Source organism: Pseudomonas sp. GD04091 (assembly GCF_029836165.1).
Taxonomy (GTDB): domain Bacteria; phylum Pseudomonadota; class Gammaproteobacteria; order Pseudomonadales; family Pseudomonadaceae; genus Aquipseudomonas.
On the sequence record NZ_JAOEBG010000001.1, the window covers coordinates 198054 to 217330 of the forward strand.

Sequence of the window (19277 nt, forward strand, 5' to 3'; positions counted from 1 at the left end):
ACGAAAAGGCCGGCATCTCACGATACCGGCCCTTTGGCCTGCTTCACTTGGCCTGGTAGATGATCCCCGGACTGCACTGGACCATCTGATAGTGGTCGGGCAGGCCGTTGAGCGCCTCGGACGCCCCCAGGAACAGGTAGCCACCTGGCTTGAGCGTCCCGTGGATGCGCATGAGGATGTCCTTCTTGACCTGGGCCGAGAAGTAGATCAGCACATTGCGACAGAACACGATGTCGAACTTGCCCAGCGGCGCGTAGCTGTCCAGCAGGTTGTACGAACGAAACTCGACACGGCTGCGGATCGGCGACTTGACCGCCCAGCGACCCGGCCCCTTGGGATCGAAGTAGCGCTGCAGGCGCTCCTGCGACAAGCCACGGGCAATGGCCAGGCTGTCGTACTCGCCAGTCTTGCAGTTGTTCAGCATGGCCCCGGACAGGTCGGTGGCGACAATCTGCGCGCCCATCTTCAATTGCCCGAGATTGCTGCGCTCGAACTCGTCGATGGCCATGGACAGCGAATACGGCTCCTGCCCCGAGGAGCACGCCGCCGACCAGATGCGCAGGCGCTGCCCCGGGTTGTTCCTGATGAATTCCGGGATCACCTTGCTCTTGAGCACCTCGAAGGGATAGGTATCGCGGAACCACAGTGTCTCGTTGGTGGTCATGGCGTCGACCACCTGCTCTCGCAGCCCGCTGCGCGGCTGGGTCTGGATACGTTGCACCAGCTCGCCGAGCGACTTGATGCCCTGCTGTTCCATCAGCTTGTTGAGACGGCTGGAGACCAGGTACTGCTTATTCTCGCCCAGCAGGATGCCACAGGCTTTCTCCAGGAAGACCCGGAACTGTTCGAAATCCAAATTACCCGTAGACAATGCTGCCGCCTCTTTCTAAATCGCTAGCGCCGGGGACGGGCCCCGGCCGTTTCAATGGGTCGCCTTGATCCGGTCGACCACGCGCTGGGCGAGGTCGTCCGGCTTGAACTTGGCCAGGAAGTCATCGGCGCCGACCTTCTTGACCATGGCCTGGTTGAATACCCCGGACAACGAAGTATGCAGGCAGATGTGCAGCTTTTGCATGCGCGGATCGCTGCGAATCTCCGCGGTGAGGGTATAGCCGTCCATCTCCGGCATTTCAATATCCGAGATCATCATGAGGAACTCGTCCTCCGGGCGCTTGCCTTCGTCCACCAGCTTGCGCAGGTAGTCCAGGGCCTGACGACCATCGTTGAGGGCCACCACTTCGACGCCCACGGTCTGCAGGCAGCGGCTGACCTGCTTGCGCGCCACCGACGAATCGTCGACCGTCAGCACCCGCAGCAGCACGGCCTTGTCCTGCACCTCGGCATCCACCACACCCGCCGACACCGACTCGGAGGACGGCGCCACCTCGGCCAGCACCTTCTCCACATCGATGATCTCGACCATGCGATTGTCGACCCGGGTGACCGCCGTCAGATAGTGATCACGCCCTGTGCCCTTGGGTGGCGGATGGATCTCCTCCCAGTTCATGTTGACGATGCGCTCGACCGAATGCACCAGGAAGCCCTGGGTCTTGGTGTTGTATTCGGTGATGATCACGAAACTGTTGCGGGTTTCTTCCTGCAGCCCCGGCAGACCGGTCGCCATCGACAGGTCCAGGATCGGAATGGTCGCCCCGCGAATATTGGCCACACCCCGCACCACCGGATGGGATTTGGGCAGCAGCGTCAGTTCCGGGCACTGCAGCACTTCCCGTACCTTGAACACATTGATGCCATAGAGCTGGTCGCCATTGAGGCGGAACAACAGCAACTCCAGGCGGTTCTGCCCCACCAGCTGCGTGCGCTGGTTGACCGAATCCATCACTCCAGCCATGCCGGACTCCTTCAACGAATGCCTGTGTACCAAATCGGCACGGGCTTTGCTTTTTTGAACGCCATGTACATGAAAACGACATTTTTCCGACGACTGACGCGCCTGCTGGCCGGCTCGCTGACCGCAGTGTGCCTGCTGGTACCGGGCGTTCGTACGCTGGCGGACGCTTTTACCTTGCCTGAACAGCTTATCGGTGTCACTCAAGGGTTTCTTGAATTCACCGTGGAGGATTATCTGGCGACCACCCAGACGCCAGGCCGCTACGAGATCCAGGTCAACACCCTCGACCCACGGCTGCGCATGCCGCTGTGCGGCCAGCAGCTCGACGCCTCGCTGGAGAGCTCGACGCCACTGGGCAGGGTCACGGTGAAGGTACGTTGCGACGGCGCGGCCCCCTGGACCGTGTTCGTGCCCGCCCAGGTGCGCCTGTTGCGCGACGTGGTGGTGATGACCCGCCCGCTCAAGCGCGAAAGCGTGGTCGGCGAAGGCGACGTGGCCCTGCGCGAACGCGACGTGGGCAGCCTCGGCCCCGGCTATCTGACCCAGCTGGACCAGGCGGTCGGCATGAAACTGCTGCGCCCGACGGTGCTCGACCAGGTCCTGACCCAGCAACACCTGGAACAGGCCGAGGTGGTGCGCAAGGGCGACCACGTGGTGATCGTCGCACGCAGTGGCAGCCTGAGCGTGCGCATGCCCGGCGAGGCCCTGGACAAAGGTGGCCTGCAGACTCAGATCCGGGTGCGCAACCTCAATTCCAAGCGCGTGGTGAAGGCGCGCGTGACCGGGCCTGGGCAGGTCGAGGTGGCCATGTAGGCGCCAGGGGCGCCAGGATAACGACGCAAGGCTGGCGATACGCAACCGCGCACCCTAAACTGTGTCGGAAATCGGGTGGCGCAAGCCGGCTTTCAGGCACTGATGCATTGTTGCCTAAAGTTTCTTTCGGGTTGGCCGAAAACCAGGCATGCGTCCTAATACCCAGGGGTTCTGATCATGGTCATCGACTTCAGTCGTTTGAATAATTCTCCGTCCGTCACGGGCGGTGTTCGCGGCAATGCCGCACCCGGCAACGCCGAGAAGGCCGGCGAAGCCAGCCAGGCGCCAAAGCGCGCCGACACCAGCGGAGAAGCGGTACATCTGAGCCCTGAGGCCCAGCAATTGCAGAAGATCAGCGACAAGCTGCGCGATCAGCCGACCGTCAACAGTGCCCGCGTGGCCGAGTTGAAACAGGCGATCGCAGACGGCAGCTACAAGGTCGACGCCGACCGGGTCGCCAGCAAGCTGCTTGATTTCGAAGCCCAGCGCTGACCGCCAGGAGCGCTGACTTCCAGGACGCAACACGCCAAGAGTTAGCCATGCACGACATCACCCTGCTGCAACTGATCGAAAACGACATCGCCCCGGCGCAGGAGCTGCTCGAGCTCCTGCAGAACGAAGCGATAGCCCTGCACGGGCGAGACATGGCGGCCCTGGAGCAGATCCTGGCCCGCAAGCAATCGTTGATCATCTTGCTCGAACAGCAGGGTACGCGGCGCAGCCAGCTGCTCCAGAGCCTGGGCCTGAGCGCCGACCGCGCAGGCGCGCAAGCGCTCGCCGCTCAGTCGAGCAATGGCGAAGCCATCATGAGCCGGCTCGACGCGCTGGGCGAATTGATGGATGCCTGCCAACAGGTCAACCAGACCAACGGCCAGATCATCCAGGTGCAGCAACACGTTACGGCCAACCAGATCAGGATCCTCCAGGGCGGCGACTCTCCGTCGCTCTACGACAGCCGTGGCGGCACCTCGCCAATGGCCAAGCCCCGCGCCATCAGCCAAGTGTGATTAGTTCTATCAAGCCACGGAACATACTGGCAAAATGCCGTTACTTGCGTGTGTCGCTTTTGCCTGGAGATTGATAACCCGTGTTCAATGAATCCGATGCTCCCCAGCCACCGAAGGTGCTGAGCACCCCTTTGGAGATCACGGCCAACCTGCGCCAGCTGCTGGAGAGCCACGACCCGCTGATCATCAGCTTCCATGAACGCAGCCAGCGGTTTCAGAGCTACGTGGTGCACGTCGACAAGGACGCGGGCACTCTGGCGCTGGATGAAATGATTCCCCGAGACGGCGAAAAGTACATCGAGAACGGCGAGCCGTTCCGCATCGAAGGCTTCCACGACGGCGTACGCATTGCCTGGGAAAGCAGCACACCGCTGACCATCAGCGAAATCGACGGCCACCGCTGCTACCGTGGCCCGCTGCCCGTGGAGATGACCTATCACCAGCGCCGCAACGCCTTCCGCGCCGCGCTGAAGCTGTCGCAACTGGTCGATATCGTGCTCGACGGCACTCATCTCAAAGGCAATGGCGCCTTGCGCGGCAAGTTGCTGGATATCTCCGCCACCGGCTGCAAGCTGCGTTTCGAAGGCAATGTCGAAGATCGCCTGCAACTGGGCCAGGTGTATGAACGCTTCAAGGCCGGCAATCCGCTGGGGCTGACCGATACCCTGGTCGAACTGCGCCACCTGCACTTCGAGGAACGCATCAACACCACCTTCGCCGGCGTGCGCTTCCACAACCTGAACGGCCAGGCGCAGCGCAAGATCGAGAGCTTCGTCTATCAGTTGCAGCGCGAAGCGCGACGGTTCGACAAGGACGACTACTGATCGTCGCCCGTACATGAAAAACGCCACCCCTCGGGTGGCGTTTTCGTTGGGGCCCGGGCACACCGCCTAGGACACCGACTTGCCCACCTCGCCTTGCGGCTCCGCCCCCGCCTCTTCCTCGGTATCCTCCGCCGCCACCGGCGCCTGCATCACTTCCTGCACCGTCTGCTCGTCGACCCGCGGGTCGAGCGCCGCCGACAATGGCGAACCCGCCGCCGGCATCGCCACGTGCCCCAATGGCGCATCCTGCACCTGATGCAGCCCAGTGACCGCCTTGGGTCGGATTCGCCATACCAGAACCAGGGCGAAGAACAGGAAGAAGGCATACAGCATCTGCGGCCCAAGCAGCTTCATCAGCACCCCGGCCGCCAGCGGCCCGATGCAGGCGCCGACACCATAGGTCACCAGCAGCATGGCGGTCAGCGACACCCGCCGCTCGCTTTCCACATGGTCGTTGGAAAACGCCACCGCCAGGGGATACAGGCAGAACTGCAGCAGCGAAATGACGAAACCGATGGCGAACAATAGCGCCAGCGGCACGCCCGGCAGGATGGCCAGCGGCGCCGAGGCCAATGCCAGGCCGATGGCCACGCTGCGAATCAGCACGGCACGGTCGTAACGGTCGGACAGCCAGCCCAGCGGCCACTGCACCACCAGCCCGGCAAAGATGCAGCTGCCCATGAACAGACCGATCTGCTCGGTGGAAAGCCCCTGATTGGCCGCGTACAGCGGCGCCAGGCCATAGAAGGAGCCGACGATCAGGCCCGAACCCAGCACCGTGGACAGCGATTGCGGCACCCGCTTGATGAAGAACTTCGGCTCCATCGGTGCCGGCCGCAGGGGGGCGGGGTGAATGCGCCGGGTCATCGCCACCGGCACCAGGCACAGCGCGAAGCACATGGCGACCAGCATCAGCAGCTCAGGCCCCAGTTGCGGATGCACCACCAGGATCAGCTGGCCGAGCACCAGCCCCAGGTAGGAGGCGATCATGTAGCCGCTGAACACCGCCCCGCGATGCTTGGCATCGGCCTGTTCATTGAGCCAGCTCTCGATGACCATGTACTGGCACATCATCCCCAGGCCAACGATCATCCGCAGCCCGACCCAGGCCGGCAGCCAGTTGGTCAGGCCATGCCCGAGCACCGCCGCGCCGACGATACCGGCGCAGGTGGCATAGGCGCGGATATGCCCGACCCGACCGATCAGCCGGTGCCCCACCTTGCCGCCGACCGCCAGGCCGAAGTAGTTGGCAGCCATCAACGCACCGATCCACAGGCTGTCGACATGGTCTGCGGCCAGGCGCAGCGCCAGGTAGGTACTGAGCAGACCGGAGCCGATCAGCATCATCAGGGCAGCGAAGTACAGCGACTGAAACGGCTTCCAGATGTTTCGCATACGTCCCGTCAAGCTCCTTGAACCGGTGGCGTTGAGTTGCAGGCAAGCATAAGAGCAAAACGGCCCCGGCGCAGGCCCCCGGCAGCGAAAGTCGCCGCAAGGGGCGCATCCAGTAGCGGTCGTGTCGCGCTCAGGCCTGCGCCGCCAGCACCCGACGCTCCCACGGCGTGATCTCGCCGAAGAAATCGGTGAGCTCGAGGGTCTTGCTGGCGATGTAGCCTTCGATGAACTCCTCGCCGAACAGTTCCCGCGCCAGGGCGCTGCGCTTGAGGCGCTCCAGCGCGGCATGCAGGGTGCAGGGCAGGCTCAGGTGCTCCGGCACTTCAAACTCTCCCTGAATGGCGGGCGCCGGCGCGATCTGCCGCTCGATACCGTGCAGGCCGGCGGCGAGGCTGGCGGCGATGGCCAGGTAAGGGTTGGCGTCTGCCCCCGGCAGGCGGTTCTCCACCCGCCGCGCGACAGGCGAACTGGCGGGGATGCGCAACCCCGCGGCGCGGTTGTCTTCGGACCAGCAGGCATTGTTCGGCGAGGCATAGGGGTGGCACAGGCGCTGGTAGGAGTTGACGTTGGGCGCGAACAGCACGGTGAAGTCGGCCAGGCAGGCCTGCAGCCCACCGATGAAATGGTGGAAGGTATCGGTCGCCCTGCCCTGCTCGTCGCTGAATACATTACGCCCGCTGGCGATCTCGACCAGGCTCTGGTGGATGTGCATCGAACTGCCGGGGGTATGCGCCAACGGCTTGGCCATGCACACCACGGTCAGGCCATGGCGCAGCGCGACTTCCTTGAGCAGGTGCTTGAACAGGAACGTCTGGTCGGCCAGCAGCAGCGGGTCACCGTGCAGCAGGTTGATCTCGAACTGGCTGACGCCCATCTCGTGCATGAAGGTGTCGCGGGGCAGCCCCAGCGCGGCCATGCACTGGTAGACCTCGTTGAAGAACGGGCGCAGGCCGTTGTTGGAGCTGACGCTGAATGCCGAATGGCCCATTTCCCGGCGACCGTCCTTGCCCAGCGGCGGCTGGAACGGCTGGGTCGGATCGGTATTGGGGGCGAAGACAAAGAACTCCAGTTCGGTGGCCACCACCGGCGCCAGACCACGCGCCGCGTAGCGAGCGATCACCGCCTTGAGCTGGCCGCGACTCGACAACCCCGAGGGCGCGCCGTCGAGTTCCACCGCGTCACAGATGGCCAGGGCGCGGGGCTCGTCGCTCCAGGGCAAACGATGGATCTGGCCGGGATCGGCCACCAGCGCCAGGTCGCCATCGTCGCTGCCGTAGAATTTCGCGGGCGGGTAACCGCCCATGATGCATTGCAGCAGTACACCACGGGCCATCTGCAGGCGGCGGCCTTCGAGGAAGCCCTCGGCGGTCATCACCTTGCCGCGCGCAACGCCATTGAGGTCGGGGGTGACACACTCGATTTCGTCGATGCCCTGCAGGTGTTCAACCTGGGTGTGCGGGCCTTCGGTCGTCATGACGCTATCCTTCTTGTTGTTTTCGCATGCCGGGAATGGCGACGGGCACAACATAGGCCAGGGGTGTTTAAAATATCAAGCACCCCAGGGTCGGTGGAGCCCGCTTCGCGAAAAGGCCGGTGCAGGCCTACTGCTCACGCAAGGTCATGCCATTGGCCGGCAGCGGCAGCGCAGTCTTGTAGCGCACCTGCTTCAAGGCAAAGCTGGAGCGGATGTTCGCCACCCCCGGCAACCGGGTCAGGTAATCGAGAAATCGCTCCAGCGCCTGGATGCTCGGTAGCAGCACCCGCAGCAGATAGTCCGGATCGCCGGTCATCAGGTAGCACTCCATCACCTCGGGCCGCTCTGCAATCTCCTCTTCGAAGCGGTGCAGTGATTGCTCCACCTGCTTTTCCAGGCTGACGTGAATGAACACATTGACATCCAGCCCCAACGCCTCCGGCGACAACAGCGTCACCTGTTGGCGAATCACCCCCAGTTCCTCCATCGCCTTGACCCGGTTGAAGCACGGCGTGGGCGACAGGTTGACCGAGCGCGCCAGCTCGGCGTTGGTGATCCGGGCGTTTTCCTGCAGGCTGTTGAGAATGCCGATATCGGTGCGATCCAGTTTGCGCATGAGACAAATTCACCTGGCTTTTGTGTTTGTACGGAATGTTTATCTGCGCCGCAGGACAAAGGCAATGAACATGAGAGAAAAATTCTCCTGCCGTCCCCCTATGATGTAAAAGACGCTGACTTGCCAGTCACGAGCCGGTACTCAGCGGCGGCCGCTTCAAAGCTCACAAAAACAACATTCGAGCGAGCGTAAAAAGCAATGAACGAGTACGCCCCCCTGCGTCTGCATGTGCCCGAGCCTACAGGCCGGCCAGGCTGCCAGACCGATTTTTCCTACCTGCGCCTGAACGACGCGGGTCAAGTCCGTAAACCGCCCATCGACGTGGAGCCTGCCGACACGGCAGACCTTTCCTACAGCCTTGTTCGCGTGCTCAACGAGCATGGCGACGCCGTTGGCCCCTGGGCCGCGGACGTCGATCCGCAAGTGCTGCGCCAGGGCATGCGCGCCATGCTCAAGACGCGCATCTTCGACAGCCGCATGGTGGTCGCCCAGCGCCAGAAGAAGATGTCCTTCTACATGCAGAGTCTGGGCGAGGAAGCCATCGGCAGCGGCCAGGCGCTGGCCCTGAACCGCAGCGACATGTGCTTCCCCACCTACCGCCAGCAGAGCATCCTCATGGCCCGCGACGTGTCGCTGGTGGACATGATCTGCCAACTGCTGTCCAACACCCGCGACCCGCTCAAGGGCCGCCAGCTGCCGATCATGTATTCGGTGCGCGAGGCCGGCTTCTTCACCATCAGCGGCAACCTGGCCACCCAGTTCGTGCAAGCGGTCGGCTGGGCCATGGCCTCGGCGATCAAGGGCGACACGAAAATCGCCTCGGCCTGGATCGGCGACGGCGCCACCGCCGAGTCCGACTTCCATACCGCCCTGACATTCGCCCACGTCTATCGCGCCCCGGTGATCCTCAACGTGGTCAACAACCAGTGGGCGATCTCCACCTTCCAGGCCATCGCCGGTGGCGAGTCGACCACCTTCGCCGGCCGTGGCGTGGGTTGCGGCATCGCTTCGCTGCGGGTCGACGGCAATGACTTCATCGCCGTCTACGCCGCCTCGCGCTGGGCCGCCGAACGCGCCCGCCGCGGCCTGGGCCCAACGCTGATCGAGTGGGTCACCTACCGCGCCGGCCCGCACTCCACTTCGGACGATCCGTCCAAGTACCGCCCGGCCGACGACTGGAACCATTTCCCGCTCGGCGACCCGATCGCCCGCCTCAAGCAGCACATGATCAAGCTCGGTCACTGGTCCGAGGAAGAACACCAGGCGGTCACCGCCGAGCTTGAAGCCGAGGTGATCAAGGCGCAGAAGGATGCCGAGCAGTTCGGCACCCTGAGCAATGGCCATATCCCCAGCGCCGCCTCGATGTTCGAGGACGTGTACAAGGAAATGCCCGACCACCTGCGCCGTCAGCGCCAGGAACTGGGGGTCTGAGATGAACGATCACAACAACAGCATCCATCTGGAAAACGCCATGTCCACCACCACCATGACCATGATCCAGGCCCTGCGCTCGGCCATGGATGTCATGCTCGAGCGCGATGACAACGTGGTGGTCTATGGCCAGGACGTTGGCTACTTCGGCGGCGTGTTCCGCTGCACCGAGGGCCTGCAGGCCAAGTACGGCAAGTCGCGCGTGTTCGATGCGCCGATCTCCGAGAGCGGCATCGTCGGCACCGCCGTGGGCATGGGCGCCTATGGCCTGCGCCCGGTGGTCGAGATCCAGTTCGCCGACTACTTCTATCCTGCTTCCGACCAGATCGTTTCCGAGATGGCGCGCCTGCGTTATCGCTCGGCGGGCGAGTTCATCTCGCCGCTGACCCTGCGCATGCCTTGCGGCGGCGGCATCTATGGCGGCCAGACCCACAGCCAGAGCCCCGAGGCGATGTTCACCCAGGTCTGCGGCCTGCGCACGGTCATGCCATCGAACCCCTACGACGCCAAAGGCCTGCTGATCGCCTCGATCGAATGCGACGATCCGGTGATCTTCCTCGAGCCCAAGCGCCTGTACAACGGCCCGTTCGACGGCCACCACGACCGTCCGGTAACACCATGGTCCAAGCACCCGCACAGCGCCGTGCCGGATGGCTACTACAGCGTGCCGCTGGACAAGGCGGTGATCACCCGCCCGGGCAACGATGTCACCGTGCTGACCTACGGCACCACCGTGTATGTCTCGCAAGTGGCCGCCGAAGAGACCGGCGTGGACGCCGAGGTCATCGACCTGCGCAGCCTGTGGCCGCTGGACCTGGAGACCATCGTCGAGTCGGTGAAGAAGACCGGCCGCTGCGTGGTCGTGCACGAAGCCACCCGCACCTGTGGTTTCGGCGCCGAACTGGTGTCGCTGGTCCAGGAGCACTGCTTCCATCACCTCGAAGCGCCCATCGAGCGCGTCACCGGCTGGGACACTCCCTACCCTCACGCACAGGAATGGGCCTACTTCCCCGGCCCTTCGCGGGTAGGCGCGGCATTGAAACGGGTCATGGAGGTCTGAATGGGCACGCACGTCATCAAGATGCCGGACATCGGCGAAGGCATCGCGCAGGTCGAGTTGGTGGAATGGTTCGTCAAGGTCGGCGATGTAATCGCCGAGGACCAGGTGGTGGCCGATGTCATGACCGACAAGGCCACCGTGGAAATCCCTTCGCCGGTCAGCGGCAAGGTGCTGGCCCTGGGCGGCCAGCCGGGTGAGGTGATGGCGGTCGGCAGCGAGCTGATCCGCATCGAAGTCGAGGGCAGCGGCAACCATGTCGATACGCCCCAGGCCAAGCCGGTCGAACCGGCACCTGCGCCAGTGAACGTCGACAGCAAGCCGCAACCGCGCGTCGAAGCGCCGCCTCAGGCTGCCGCCACCCATGCCGCGGCACCGATCGTGCCGCGCGAGGCCCATGAAAAACCACTGGCCTCCCCCGCCGTACGCAAGCGCGCCCTCGATGCCGGCGTCGAACTGCGCTACGTCCATGGCAGCGGCCCGGCCGGGCGCATCCTTCACGAAGACCTCGATGCGTTCATCAGCAAGCCACAGAGCGGCGCCGGACAAGCGCCGGGCGGTTATGCCAGGCGCACCGACAGCGAGCAGGTGCCGGTGATCGGCCTGCGCCGCAAGATCGCCCAGCGCATGCAGGACGCCAAGCGCCGTGTCGCCCACTTCAGCTACGTCGAGGAGATCGACGTGACCGCGCTGGAAGCCCTGCGTCAGCAGTTCAATGCCAAGTACGGCGAGAGCCGTGGCAAGCTGACCCTGCTGCCGTTCCTGGTGCGTGCGATGGTCGTCGCCCTGCGCGACTTCCCGCAGATCAACGCCACCTACGACGACGAAGCCCAGGTCATCACCCGCCACGGCGCGGTGCATGTCGGCATCGCCACCCAAGGTGACAACGGCCTGATGGTGCCGGTACTGCGCCACGCCGAAGCCGGCAGCCTATGGAGCAACGCCGCCGAGATCGCCCGTGTGGCCAACGCCGCCCGCAGCAACAAGGCCAGTCGCGAGGAGCTGTCCGGCTCGACCATCACCCTGACCAGCCTGGGCGCGCTCGGCGGCATCGTCAGCACCCCGGTGGTCAACACCCCGGAAGTGGCGATCGTCGGCGTCAACCGCATGGTCGAGCGACCGGTGGTGATCGATGGCCAGATCGTCGTGCGCAAGATGATGAACCTGTCCAGCTCGTTCGACCATCGCGTGGTCGACGGCATGGATGCCGCACTGTTCATCCAGGCCATGCGCGGCCTGCTGGAACAACCTGCCTGCCTGTTCGTGGAGTGACCATGCAACCGATTATCGACACCACCCTGCTGATCATCGGTGGCGGCCCCGGCGGCTACGTGGCCGCCATCCGCGCCGGGCAACTGGGCATCCCCACCGTGTTGGTCGAAGGTCAGGCGCTGGGCGGCACCTGCCTGAACATCGGCTGCATTCCCTCGAAGGCGCTGATTCACGTGGCCGAGCAGTTCCACCAGACCAGCCGCTACACCGAACAGTCGGCGCTGGGGATCAGCGTGTCCTCGCCACGCCTGGACATCAGCCGCAGCGTCGAATGGAAGGATGGCATCGTCGACCGCCTCACCAGCGGCGTCGCCGCGCTGCTGAAGAAGCATGGCGTGAAGGTGATTCACGGCTGGGCGAAAATTCTCGATGGCAAGAGCGTCGAGGTCGATGGCCAGCGCATCCAGTGCGAGCACCTGCTGCTGGCCACCGGCTCCGGCAGCGTCGAATTGCCGATGCTACCCATCGGCGGGCCGATCATCTCCTCCACCGAGGCCCTGGCGCCCAAGGCGCTGCCACGGCACCTGGTGGTGGTCGGCGGCGGCTATATCGGCCTGGAGCTGGGTATCGCCTACCGCAAGCTCGGCGCCAAGGTCAGCGTGGTGGAAGCCCGCGAGCGCATCCTGCCGACCTACGACGCCGAGCTGACCGCGCCAGTGGCGGACTCGATCAAGAAGCTCGGCATCGAGCTGTATCTGGGTCACAGTGTCGAAGGCTATGCCGATGGTTGCCTGCTGGCTCGCGACAGCCAGGGCGGCCAACTGTGCCTGGAGGCCGATCAGGTACTGGTGGCCGTGGGTCGTCGCCCACGCACCCTGGGCTTCGGCCTGGAAAGCCTGGACCTGAAGATGAACGGCGCGGCCATCGCCATCGACGAGCGCTGCCAGACCAGCATGCGCAATGTCTGGGCCATCGGCGACGTGGCCGGCGAGCCGATGCTGGCGCACCGAGCCATGGCCCAGGGCGAGATGGTCGCCGAGATCATCGCCGGCAAGGCGCGGCGCTTCGAGCCCAGCGCCATTGCCGCGGTGTGCTTCACCGACCCGGAACTGGTGGTGGTCGGCACGACCCCGGAGCAGGCCAGCCAACAGGGCGTGGATTGCATCGTTGCGCAGTTCCCCTTCGCCGCCAACGGCCGGGCCATGAGCCTGGAATCGAAAAGCGGTTTCGTGCGCGTGGTGGCCCGTCGTGACAATCACCTGATCCTGGGTTGGCAAGCCGTGGGCGTAGCGGTTTCCGAGCTGTCCAGCGCCTTTGCCCAATCCCTGGAGATGGGCGCCCGGCTGGAAGACATCGCCGGCACCATCCACGCCCACCCGACCCTTGGCGAAGCGGTCCAGGAAGCGGCGTTGCGCGCCCTGGGGCATGCCCTGCACATCTAACGCAAGACACTGAAGCGGCAATAGCCGATTTGGCCCGCTGCGCCCCTGGCGCCGCGGGTCTTTTTTCTCAGCTGGGCGACACGCCCATCATCTCACTCGGCAATGGCGTTCTTGCCCTTCGCCTTGGCGCGATACAGGGCCTTGTCCGCGCGCGCGAGCAAACCTTCGACATCATCCCCCTCCTGCCACTGCACCACGCCGTAGCTCATCGTCAGCTGGCACACGCCTATTGGCCCAAGCACCGCCATTGCCGCCCGGATAGCCTGTGCCATCGCGCGTGCCTCATCGAGGCCGCTGTGCGGCAGGACCACGGCAAATTCATCACCTCCCCAACGCGCGAGCAGATCCTGGGACCGCAGGCACGTGCGGATGCGCTCGGTCACCTCGATCAACGCTGTGTCGCCTCGGGCATGGCCGTGCAGATCGTTGATCGGCTTGAAGTCGTCCAGATCCATGGTGATCAACGCCAATGGTTCACGGAAGCGTCGAGCCCGTTCGCACTCCTGGTGCAGGGTCTTTTCCAGCCGGTAGCGGTTGGCGGTGCGGGTGAGCGCGTCGCGCTCGGCCAATTCACGATTCTCGTCCAGCTGCCGCTGCAACTGCTGATTGACCCAGGAGAGCTCACGGGTACGATCGGCCACCTGGCACTCCAGCGACTGGTTGCGCTGCTCGAGCTCCGCCAGCAGGCGCTTGCCTGCATCGACGTTGCGGTGGGCGCCTAGCATGCGCGCCACCGAGCCATCCGCATTGCGCGCGATGATATGTCCGCTGTCTTCGATCCACAGGTAGTTGCCGTCCTGGCAACGGCAGCGATACTCGATGCGATAGCGTTCATTGCGCTGATCGATGTAAGCCTCGAAATGCGCCATCACCCGAGGATAATCCTCCGGGTGGATCACGCTTTCCCAGGTCAGCACCGTATTGGCCATCGAATGGCTGGCGTAGCCCAGCATCGCGTACCAGCCTGGGTTTCGATAGACGTAACCAGTGTTGGCATCCCAGTGCCAGATGCCATCGCTGATCAGCTCGAACAGGGTGTGCAGTTGCTGCGTGGTGAAACCGGGTGGGACCGGCCTCGCTACCTGACTCATGGACGCTCTCCCTCGTATCCGGCAACTGCGCCCGGTCCCGGTGCTGCCGGTATTCATCACGCTTGCCGCTGGCGGCAAACCCCTTCCTCTGACGGGCAAGCATATTCCGGGCAGCTGCCTGCCGGAATAGCCCGGGCGGCCTATTTCAAGCTGCCCCCTGCTGGCACAGCTTTTGCCCTTTGCTCTGCACGCACATTCATTCATGGAGGAACCATGCTCATCAGCGCGAATGGTCTGAACTGGCAGACCGTGCAACCGCAGAACCGACCCGGCAGTGACCCGCCGCAAACGCCGATCGCGACCTTCCAGCCGGTCACGGCCAGCAGCAAGCCTGGCGCACAGCAGAACAGCCAGGGCAGCACCTCGCAGCAAAGCGCCGAAGACAACCGCAAGGAAGCCTTTGCCAAGCTCATGATCATGCTGCAGAACCCGGACGCCTCCTCACGCCAGCAAACCAGCGTCGGCAAGCAAGAGGGGTCCGCCGCGCTGCAGGAATTCCGTGACTACATGGCCAAGTCACCGGCAGAGAAGATCAAGGAGAAGCTCCTCCAGGAACTGGGCCTGACCGAGGACGAGTACAACGCACTGCCGCCCGAAAAGAAGATGAGGGTCGATGAGCTGATCGCCCAGCGCATGCAAGAAGATGTGCGGATGAAGACCCAGGCCAGGCTGGAACAGCAGGCGCAACACGGCCAGCCGATCGGGCGCGCAACCATGCCGGGCAACGAAAAGCCGAAGACTGCCGAACTTTGATCGATGTGTCCCGCCGCTCCGGCGGTGGGCGGCATTCGCTGCCTACGCGAATCTGCAACAGAGATGGCGTCCCAGGCAGGATTTGAACCTGCAACCTTCCCCTTAGGAGGGGGATGCTCTATCCAATTGAGCTACTGAGACCCAGGAACCGACAACGAACGCTGTGCGGTAGAGACGGCGAGCATGTTAACCAGCATGCCGGCGTTTGTCATGCCTCAATCGGGCAATTTGCACGTCAGATTTTTTCCACGGATAGATCGATCACATCTTCCTTGTCCAGCAGTGCCAAGAACGCTTCGACCGCATCGGTCAACGCGCCCGAGTTGTCCAGCACGCGGACGGAGCCGTCATACACCTGCAGCCTGCCGTTGCGCGCCAATCGCTGCTCGATTTCGTCCTGGCTTTCCCGACCACGCGCCAACAATCGATGGCGCAGCGCCTGCTGATCAACGACCAACCCCACAGCCAGTAGATCGGGATAGCGCGCGCGTGCCTGCGCCAGGTATCCACGCGAGCCATTGACCAGCACCGAACGCCCCTGCGCCAGCCAATCCTCGATGCCTGCCGGGATGCCATAGCACAGGCCGTTGGCCTGCCAGTCCAAGGCGAAAGCCCCCGAGCTGCGCAGCTCGTCGAAGTGCTCCTGGCTCACGCCATGCGCCGACTCGCCTTTCGATTCGGGCGAGCGGGTGATGACTCGCCGAGCGATTTCAACCCGATGGGCTCGCAATCGCTCACGCGCGGCGTCGATCAGGGAATCTTTTCCCGACCCGGACGGTCCTACGAGGAATATCAGGCGCCCCCTTGAGGCCGACCCAACGCTTGCGTCATATTGCATAGCCACTATGCTCAATATGTGGGAAACCAGCGCATTCTAGACTTTTCCCTGGCCTTTTTCGCCTTTTACCAGCTTTTTGACGACAAAGGTCTGACACCGGCGTGATTCGATGAATGTGAAACTTTTCAAACCAGTGCTCATTTCTGATAATTGGTACTGGCATAAAGCCTTTATCGAGATCACTATTTGTCACAGAATTGACGCCAAGGAAACGGCGACCATGAGGCAAGATGAAGAACCAAAATCACATCACGGTTGAACATTTTGTCGTCGCCGCGGTCGTACTTCCACCGTGCGGCCAATTTGAGAACCGCTTCCCCTGAACCAGAACAACCGGTCAATTTATATGCGCCCAATGAAACAGGCTATCTATTCGAGCCGCACCGCTGACAAGTTTGTCGTCCGCCTGCCAGACGGGATGCGTGAGCGCATTGCCGAGGTAGCGCGCAACCACCACCGCAGCATGAACTCCGAGATCATCGCACGCCTGGAACAGAGCCTTATCCAGGAAGGCGCGCTGGGCGACGAGCTGAGCATGCGCCTGGACAGCCCAGAGCTCAGCCTTCACGAACGCGAATTGCTGCAACGCTTCCGCCAACTGTCCCACCGCCAGCAGAACGCACTGGTCGCCCTCATCGCTCACGATGTGGAAATGGCCGCCGACGCGTCCTGATCCAGGCAAGCGACAACCGCACACGAAAAAGCCAGCGCAAGCTGGCTTTTTTTGTGCTCCGGGGCCGCGCAACAGCTCCGGTAAATGCAGGCAGGTATCGGCCCGCTACAGCAGGAACAGCGTGGCCAGGCCGAGGAAGATGAAGAAGCCGCCACTGTCCGTGACCGCGGTGATCATCACACTGGAGCCCATGGCCGGATCGCGCCCCAGGCGCGTCAGGGTCATCGGGATCAGCACCCCCATCAAGGCGGCGAGCAACAGGTTCAAGGTCATGGCTGCCGTCATCACCAGGCCCAGCGACCAACTGCCATAGAGCCAGAACGCCACAACACCGATGACCCCACCCCAGATGAGACCGTTGAGCAGCGATACTGCCAGCTCCTTGCGCATCAGCCGGCTGGTATTGCCGGGCGAAACCTGATCGAGCGCCATCGCGCGCACGATCATGGTGATGGTCTGGTTACCCGAGTTACCCCCGATACCAGCCACGATCGGCATCAGCGCCGCCAGCGCCACCAGCTTCTCGATGGAACCTTCGAACAGCCCGATCACCCGCGATGCTACGAATGCGGTGATCAGGTTGATGGCCAGCCAGGCCCAACGGTTGCGCAACGAGCGCCAGACCGAAGCGAAGATGTCTTCCTCTTCACGCAGACCGGCCATGTTGAGGACTTCGCTTTCGCTCTCCTCACGAATCAGGTCGACCATTTCGTCGATGGTCAGACGGCCAATCAGGCGCTCGCTCTTGTCGACCACCGGCGCGGAAACCAGGTCGTAGCGCTCGAATGCCTGGGCGGCGTCGTAGGCATCTTCCTCGGGATGGAAAGTCACCGGGTCATTGGCCATGACCTCCGCGACTTTCTTTTCCGGGTCGTTGACCAGCAGACGCTTGATCGGCAGCACACCCTTGAGAATCCCGTCGTAATCGACCACGAACAGTTTGTCGGTGTGCCCTGGCAGCTCCTTCAGCCGACGCAGGTAACGCAACACCACTTCCAGGCTGACGTCTTCGCGGATGGTCACCATCTCGAAGTCCATCAACGCGCCGACCTGCTCCTCGTCATAGCTCAGGGCCGAACGCACGCGCTCGCGCTGCTGGGCATCGAGGCTTTCCATGAGTTCGTGGACAACGTCTCGCGGAAGCTCCGGAGCCAGGTCGGCGAGCTCGTCGGCGTCCATCTCCTTGGCGGCCGCCAGCAACTCGTGATCGTCCATGTCGGCGATCAGGGTCTGGCGCACGGCATCGGACACTTCGAGCAGAATGTCGCCGTCACGGTCGGAGCGCACCAGCTGCCAGACCGTCAGGCGGTCGTCCAGGGGCAAGGCTTCGAGGATATAGGCGATGTCGGCGGGGTGCAGATCGTCAAGCTTGCGCTGCAGCTCGACAAGGTTCTGGCGGTGGACGAGATTTTCCACCAGGTCGTGGTGGTGACCTTCCTGACGGTGCGTCAGGTCTTCGACCACCCGCTGGCGCTGCAGCAGTTCGATCACCTGCGCGAGGCGATCCTGCAGGCTCTCTTGGGCTTTCTTTACTTCGATTTCGGTCATAGGCGAACTCCACTCCCAGCAGCGGAGCACGCCGGGAGAATCAATCAGTCAGATCTGGCTGTATGAAGCTTGTTAGCGAGTAACTACTGGGTAAGTCCATGGTGGGATTCCACAAGCCCCGGCGGGGCTGACGGGCGCAATCATACACTGAGTTAGCTGTCTGATCGCTTAAATTTTTGGCCAGAACAATCGTTTGCGCGATAAAGCTATGACAACGCTCGAAGCCAACAGTGCGACGGCGCAGCGGCCCTGAAAAGCACATGGCACAAATGGAATGTTCAGGATCGCTTGATAAATTTGAGTCTAGCCGGGGTCACTGACAAATCAGTGGAGTGGGACTCATAAAAATCCGGGAAAAGAAAAAGCCCGCTTATATAAGCGGGCTTTTCGGATGTGGCGGACTCAGGAGGATTCGAACCTCCGACCGCTCGGTTCGTAGCCGAGTACTCTATCCAGCTGAGCTATGAGTCCGTAGTTGGTAGTTTTAGACCAGATTACCACTGGTTGCTTGAAGCAGCCTTGCAAGCAAAACCACTTCAGAAGTGGCGGACTCAGGAGGATTCGAACCTCCGACCGCTCGGTTCGTAGCCGAGTACTCTATCCAGCTGAGCTATGAGTCCGTGGGGTAGTTTTAGACCAGATTACCACTGGTTGTTTGAAGCAGCCTTGCATACAAAGCCACTTCAAAAGTGGCGGACTCAGGAGGATTCGAACCTCCGACCGCTCGGTTCGTAGCCGAGTACTCTATCCAGCTGAGCTATGAGTCCGTGTCTTGCCGCGCATTATAGGCCGCTGAAACATTTTTGCAAGAACTTTTCGTTTAAAATCAACTACTTAGCGTTCTTACCGTTTACAGCGCCCTAAGCGAATAATGGCGGTGAAGGGGGGATTCGAACCCCCGATACCCTTATGAGGTATACTCCCTTAGCAGGGGAGCGCCTTCGGCCACTCGGCCACCTCACCGCAACACGAGGCGAATATTAAACACACCCTTCCTCGTTTGCAACCCTTTTTTTGAAAAAAACTTCAAAAAAATTAAAGGCTTGGCTCCTCGTCCTTCTCTTTCTTGATCCGCAGGTAGATTTCCTCGCGGTGTACGGCCACTTCCTTCGGCGCGCTCACGCCAATACGCACCTGGTTGCCTTTGACACCCAGAACCGTCACGGTGATCTCACCGTCACCAATGATCAGGCTCTCGGCGCACCGACGAGTCAGAATCAGCATAATTTTCTCCTCACACGAATCTTCAGG

At 62.7% G+C, this 19277-nt stretch carries 19 protein-coding genes and 5 tRNA genes; 10 read left to right on the plus strand and 14 right to left on the minus strand.

The annotated features are described in order from the left end of the window. Nucleotides 1-43 precede the first annotated feature (43 nt). Nucleotides 44-871: a protein-glutamate O-methyltransferase CheR gene (cheR, locus tag N7422_RS00880; RefSeq protein ID WP_279804667.1), complete on the minus strand. Its 828-nt coding sequence runs from the start codon at nucleotides 869-871 to the stop codon at nucleotides 44-46. Nucleotides 872-922: 51 nt separating this feature from the next. Further along, a complete protein-coding gene (locus N7422_RS00885) occupies nucleotides 923-1852 on the minus strand; it encodes a chemotaxis protein CheV (protein ID WP_279804669.1) in 930 nt (309 codons plus the stop codon). A 63-nt stretch (nucleotides 1853-1915) separates the two neighbouring features. Between N7422_RS00885 and flgA the strand changes: the two genes are divergently transcribed. The 4 genes from flgA (at nucleotide 1916) to N7422_RS00905 (ending at nucleotide 4496) form a co-directional block, all read left to right on the plus strand. Then, nucleotides 1916-2665 carry a flagellar basal body P-ring formation chaperone FlgA gene (flgA, locus tag N7422_RS00890; RefSeq protein ID WP_279804670.1) on the plus strand — a complete coding sequence of 250 codons (750 nt, stop codon included), beginning with the start codon at nucleotides 1916-1918 and terminating at the stop codon, nucleotides 2663-2665. A 177-nt stretch (nucleotides 2666-2842) separates the two neighbouring features. Further along, complete coding sequence (gene flgM / locus N7422_RS00895) at nucleotides 2843-3157, plus strand: flagellar biosynthesis anti-sigma factor FlgM (RefSeq protein ID WP_279804671.1); 315 nt, start codon at nucleotides 2843-2845, stop codon at nucleotides 3155-3157. Between the two features lie 47 nt (nucleotides 3158-3204). After that, nucleotides 3205-3672 carry a flagellar protein FlgN gene (locus N7422_RS00900; RefSeq protein ID WP_279804672.1) on the plus strand — a complete coding sequence of 156 codons (468 nt, stop codon included), beginning with the start codon at nucleotides 3205-3207 and terminating at the stop codon, nucleotides 3670-3672. Nucleotides 3673-3752: 80 nt separating this feature from the next. Then, nucleotides 3753-4496, plus strand: coding sequence for a flagellar brake protein (locus N7422_RS00905; RefSeq protein WP_279804674.1), 744 nt, complete (start codon nucleotides 3753-3755; stop codon nucleotides 4494-4496). Between the two features lie 66 nt (nucleotides 4497-4562). Here the strand turns inward: N7422_RS00905 and N7422_RS00910 are convergent, their stop codons facing one another. The 3 genes from N7422_RS00910 to bkdR form a co-directional block, all read right to left on the minus strand. Then, the gene (locus tag N7422_RS00910) at nucleotides 4563-5891 is read right to left on the minus strand and encodes an MFS transporter (RefSeq protein ID WP_279804675.1); all 1329 of its coding nucleotides are present in this window, start codon (nucleotides 5889-5891) and stop codon (nucleotides 4563-4565) included. A gap of 130 nt (nucleotides 5892-6021) precedes the next feature. Further along, on the minus strand, nucleotides 6022-7263 hold the full coding sequence (locus N7422_RS00915; RefSeq protein WP_279805090.1) for a glutamine synthetase family protein: 1242 nt from the start codon (nucleotides 7261-7263) through the stop codon (nucleotides 6022-6024). Between the two features lie 229 nt (nucleotides 7264-7492). Next, complete coding sequence (bkdR, locus tag N7422_RS00920; RefSeq protein WP_028691050.1) at nucleotides 7493-7981, minus strand: Bkd operon transcriptional regulator BkdR; 489 nt, start codon at nucleotides 7979-7981, stop codon at nucleotides 7493-7495. 198 nt (nucleotides 7982-8179) lie between these two features. Between bkdR and N7422_RS00925 the strand changes: the two genes are divergently transcribed. Genes N7422_RS00925 through lpdA form a run of 4 tightly spaced genes read left to right on the plus strand, consistent with a single transcriptional unit; the run spans nucleotide 8180 to nucleotide 13123 of the window. Then, complete coding sequence (locus N7422_RS00925; RefSeq protein ID WP_279804677.1) at nucleotides 8180-9412, plus strand: 3-methyl-2-oxobutanoate dehydrogenase (2-methylpropanoyl-transferring) subunit alpha; 1233 nt, start codon at nucleotides 8180-8182, stop codon at nucleotides 9410-9412. A 1-nt stretch (nucleotide 9413) separates the two neighbouring features. Next, complete coding sequence (locus N7422_RS00930) at nucleotides 9414-10472, plus strand: alpha-ketoacid dehydrogenase subunit beta (RefSeq protein WP_279804678.1); 1059 nt, start codon at nucleotides 9414-9416, stop codon at nucleotides 10470-10472. After that, nucleotides 10473-11741, plus strand: a complete 1269-nt coding sequence (locus N7422_RS00935; RefSeq protein ID WP_279804679.1) for a dihydrolipoamide acetyltransferase family protein — start codon at nucleotides 10473-10475, stop codon at nucleotides 11739-11741. Between the two features lie 2 nt (nucleotides 11742-11743). Further along, nucleotides 11744-13123 (plus strand): dihydrolipoyl dehydrogenase, encoded by a 1380-nt coding sequence (gene lpdA / locus N7422_RS00940; RefSeq protein WP_279804680.1) that lies wholly within the window; start codon nucleotides 11744-11746, stop codon nucleotides 13121-13123. Nucleotides 13124-13215: 92 nt separating this feature from the next. Here lpdA and N7422_RS00945 read toward each other — a convergent pair whose 3' ends face one another. Then, nucleotides 13216-14214, minus strand: coding sequence for a diguanylate cyclase (locus N7422_RS00945; RefSeq protein ID WP_279804683.1), 999 nt, complete (start codon nucleotides 14212-14214; stop codon nucleotides 13216-13218). Between the two features lie 213 nt (nucleotides 14215-14427). On the opposite strand from N7422_RS00945, the gene N7422_RS00950 reads away from it, so the two are divergent. Next, entirely contained in the window at nucleotides 14428-14967 is a 540-nt protein-coding gene (locus N7422_RS00950) for a hypothetical protein (protein WP_279804684.1), read from the plus strand. Nucleotides 14968-15031: 64 nt separating this feature from the next. Here the strand turns inward: N7422_RS00950 and N7422_RS00955 are convergent. Then, a tRNA-Arg gene (locus N7422_RS00955) sits at nucleotides 15032-15108 on the minus strand. Between the two features lie 94 nt (nucleotides 15109-15202). After that, complete coding sequence (phnN, locus tag N7422_RS00960) at nucleotides 15203-15805, minus strand: phosphonate metabolism protein/1,5-bisphosphokinase (PRPP-forming) PhnN (protein ID WP_279804686.1); 603 nt, start codon at nucleotides 15803-15805, stop codon at nucleotides 15203-15205. Nucleotides 15806-16151: 346 nt separating this feature from the next. On the opposite strand from phnN, the gene N7422_RS00965 reads away from it, so the two are divergent. Beyond that, a complete protein-coding gene (locus N7422_RS00965; protein WP_003254499.1) occupies nucleotides 16152-16478 on the plus strand; it encodes an Arc family DNA-binding protein in 327 nt (108 codons plus the stop codon). 105 nt (nucleotides 16479-16583) lie between these two features. Here the strand turns inward: N7422_RS00965 and mgtE are convergent, their stop codons facing one another. From mgtE to csrA, 6 genes are all read right to left on the minus strand, one after another. Next, entirely contained in the window at nucleotides 16584-18026 is a 1443-nt protein-coding gene (gene mgtE / locus N7422_RS00970; RefSeq protein WP_279804687.1) for a magnesium transporter, read from the minus strand. A gap of 394 nt (nucleotides 18027-18420) precedes the next feature. Next, nucleotides 18421-18497 (minus strand) — tRNA-Arg (locus tag N7422_RS00975). A 72-nt stretch (nucleotides 18498-18569) separates the two neighbouring features. Continuing rightward, nucleotides 18570-18646 (minus strand) — tRNA-Arg (locus tag N7422_RS00980). A 70-nt stretch (nucleotides 18647-18716) separates the two neighbouring features. After that, nucleotides 18717-18793: transfer RNA gene (locus N7422_RS00985), tRNA-Arg, on the minus strand. 105 nt (nucleotides 18794-18898) lie between these two features. Then, nucleotides 18899-18989 (minus strand) — tRNA-Ser (locus N7422_RS00990). 72 nt (nucleotides 18990-19061) lie between these two features. Beyond that, complete coding sequence (gene csrA / locus N7422_RS00995) at nucleotides 19062-19250, minus strand: carbon storage regulator CsrA (protein ID WP_003254503.1); 189 nt, start codon at nucleotides 19248-19250, stop codon at nucleotides 19062-19064. Between the last annotated feature and the right edge of the window lie 27 nt (nucleotides 19251-19277).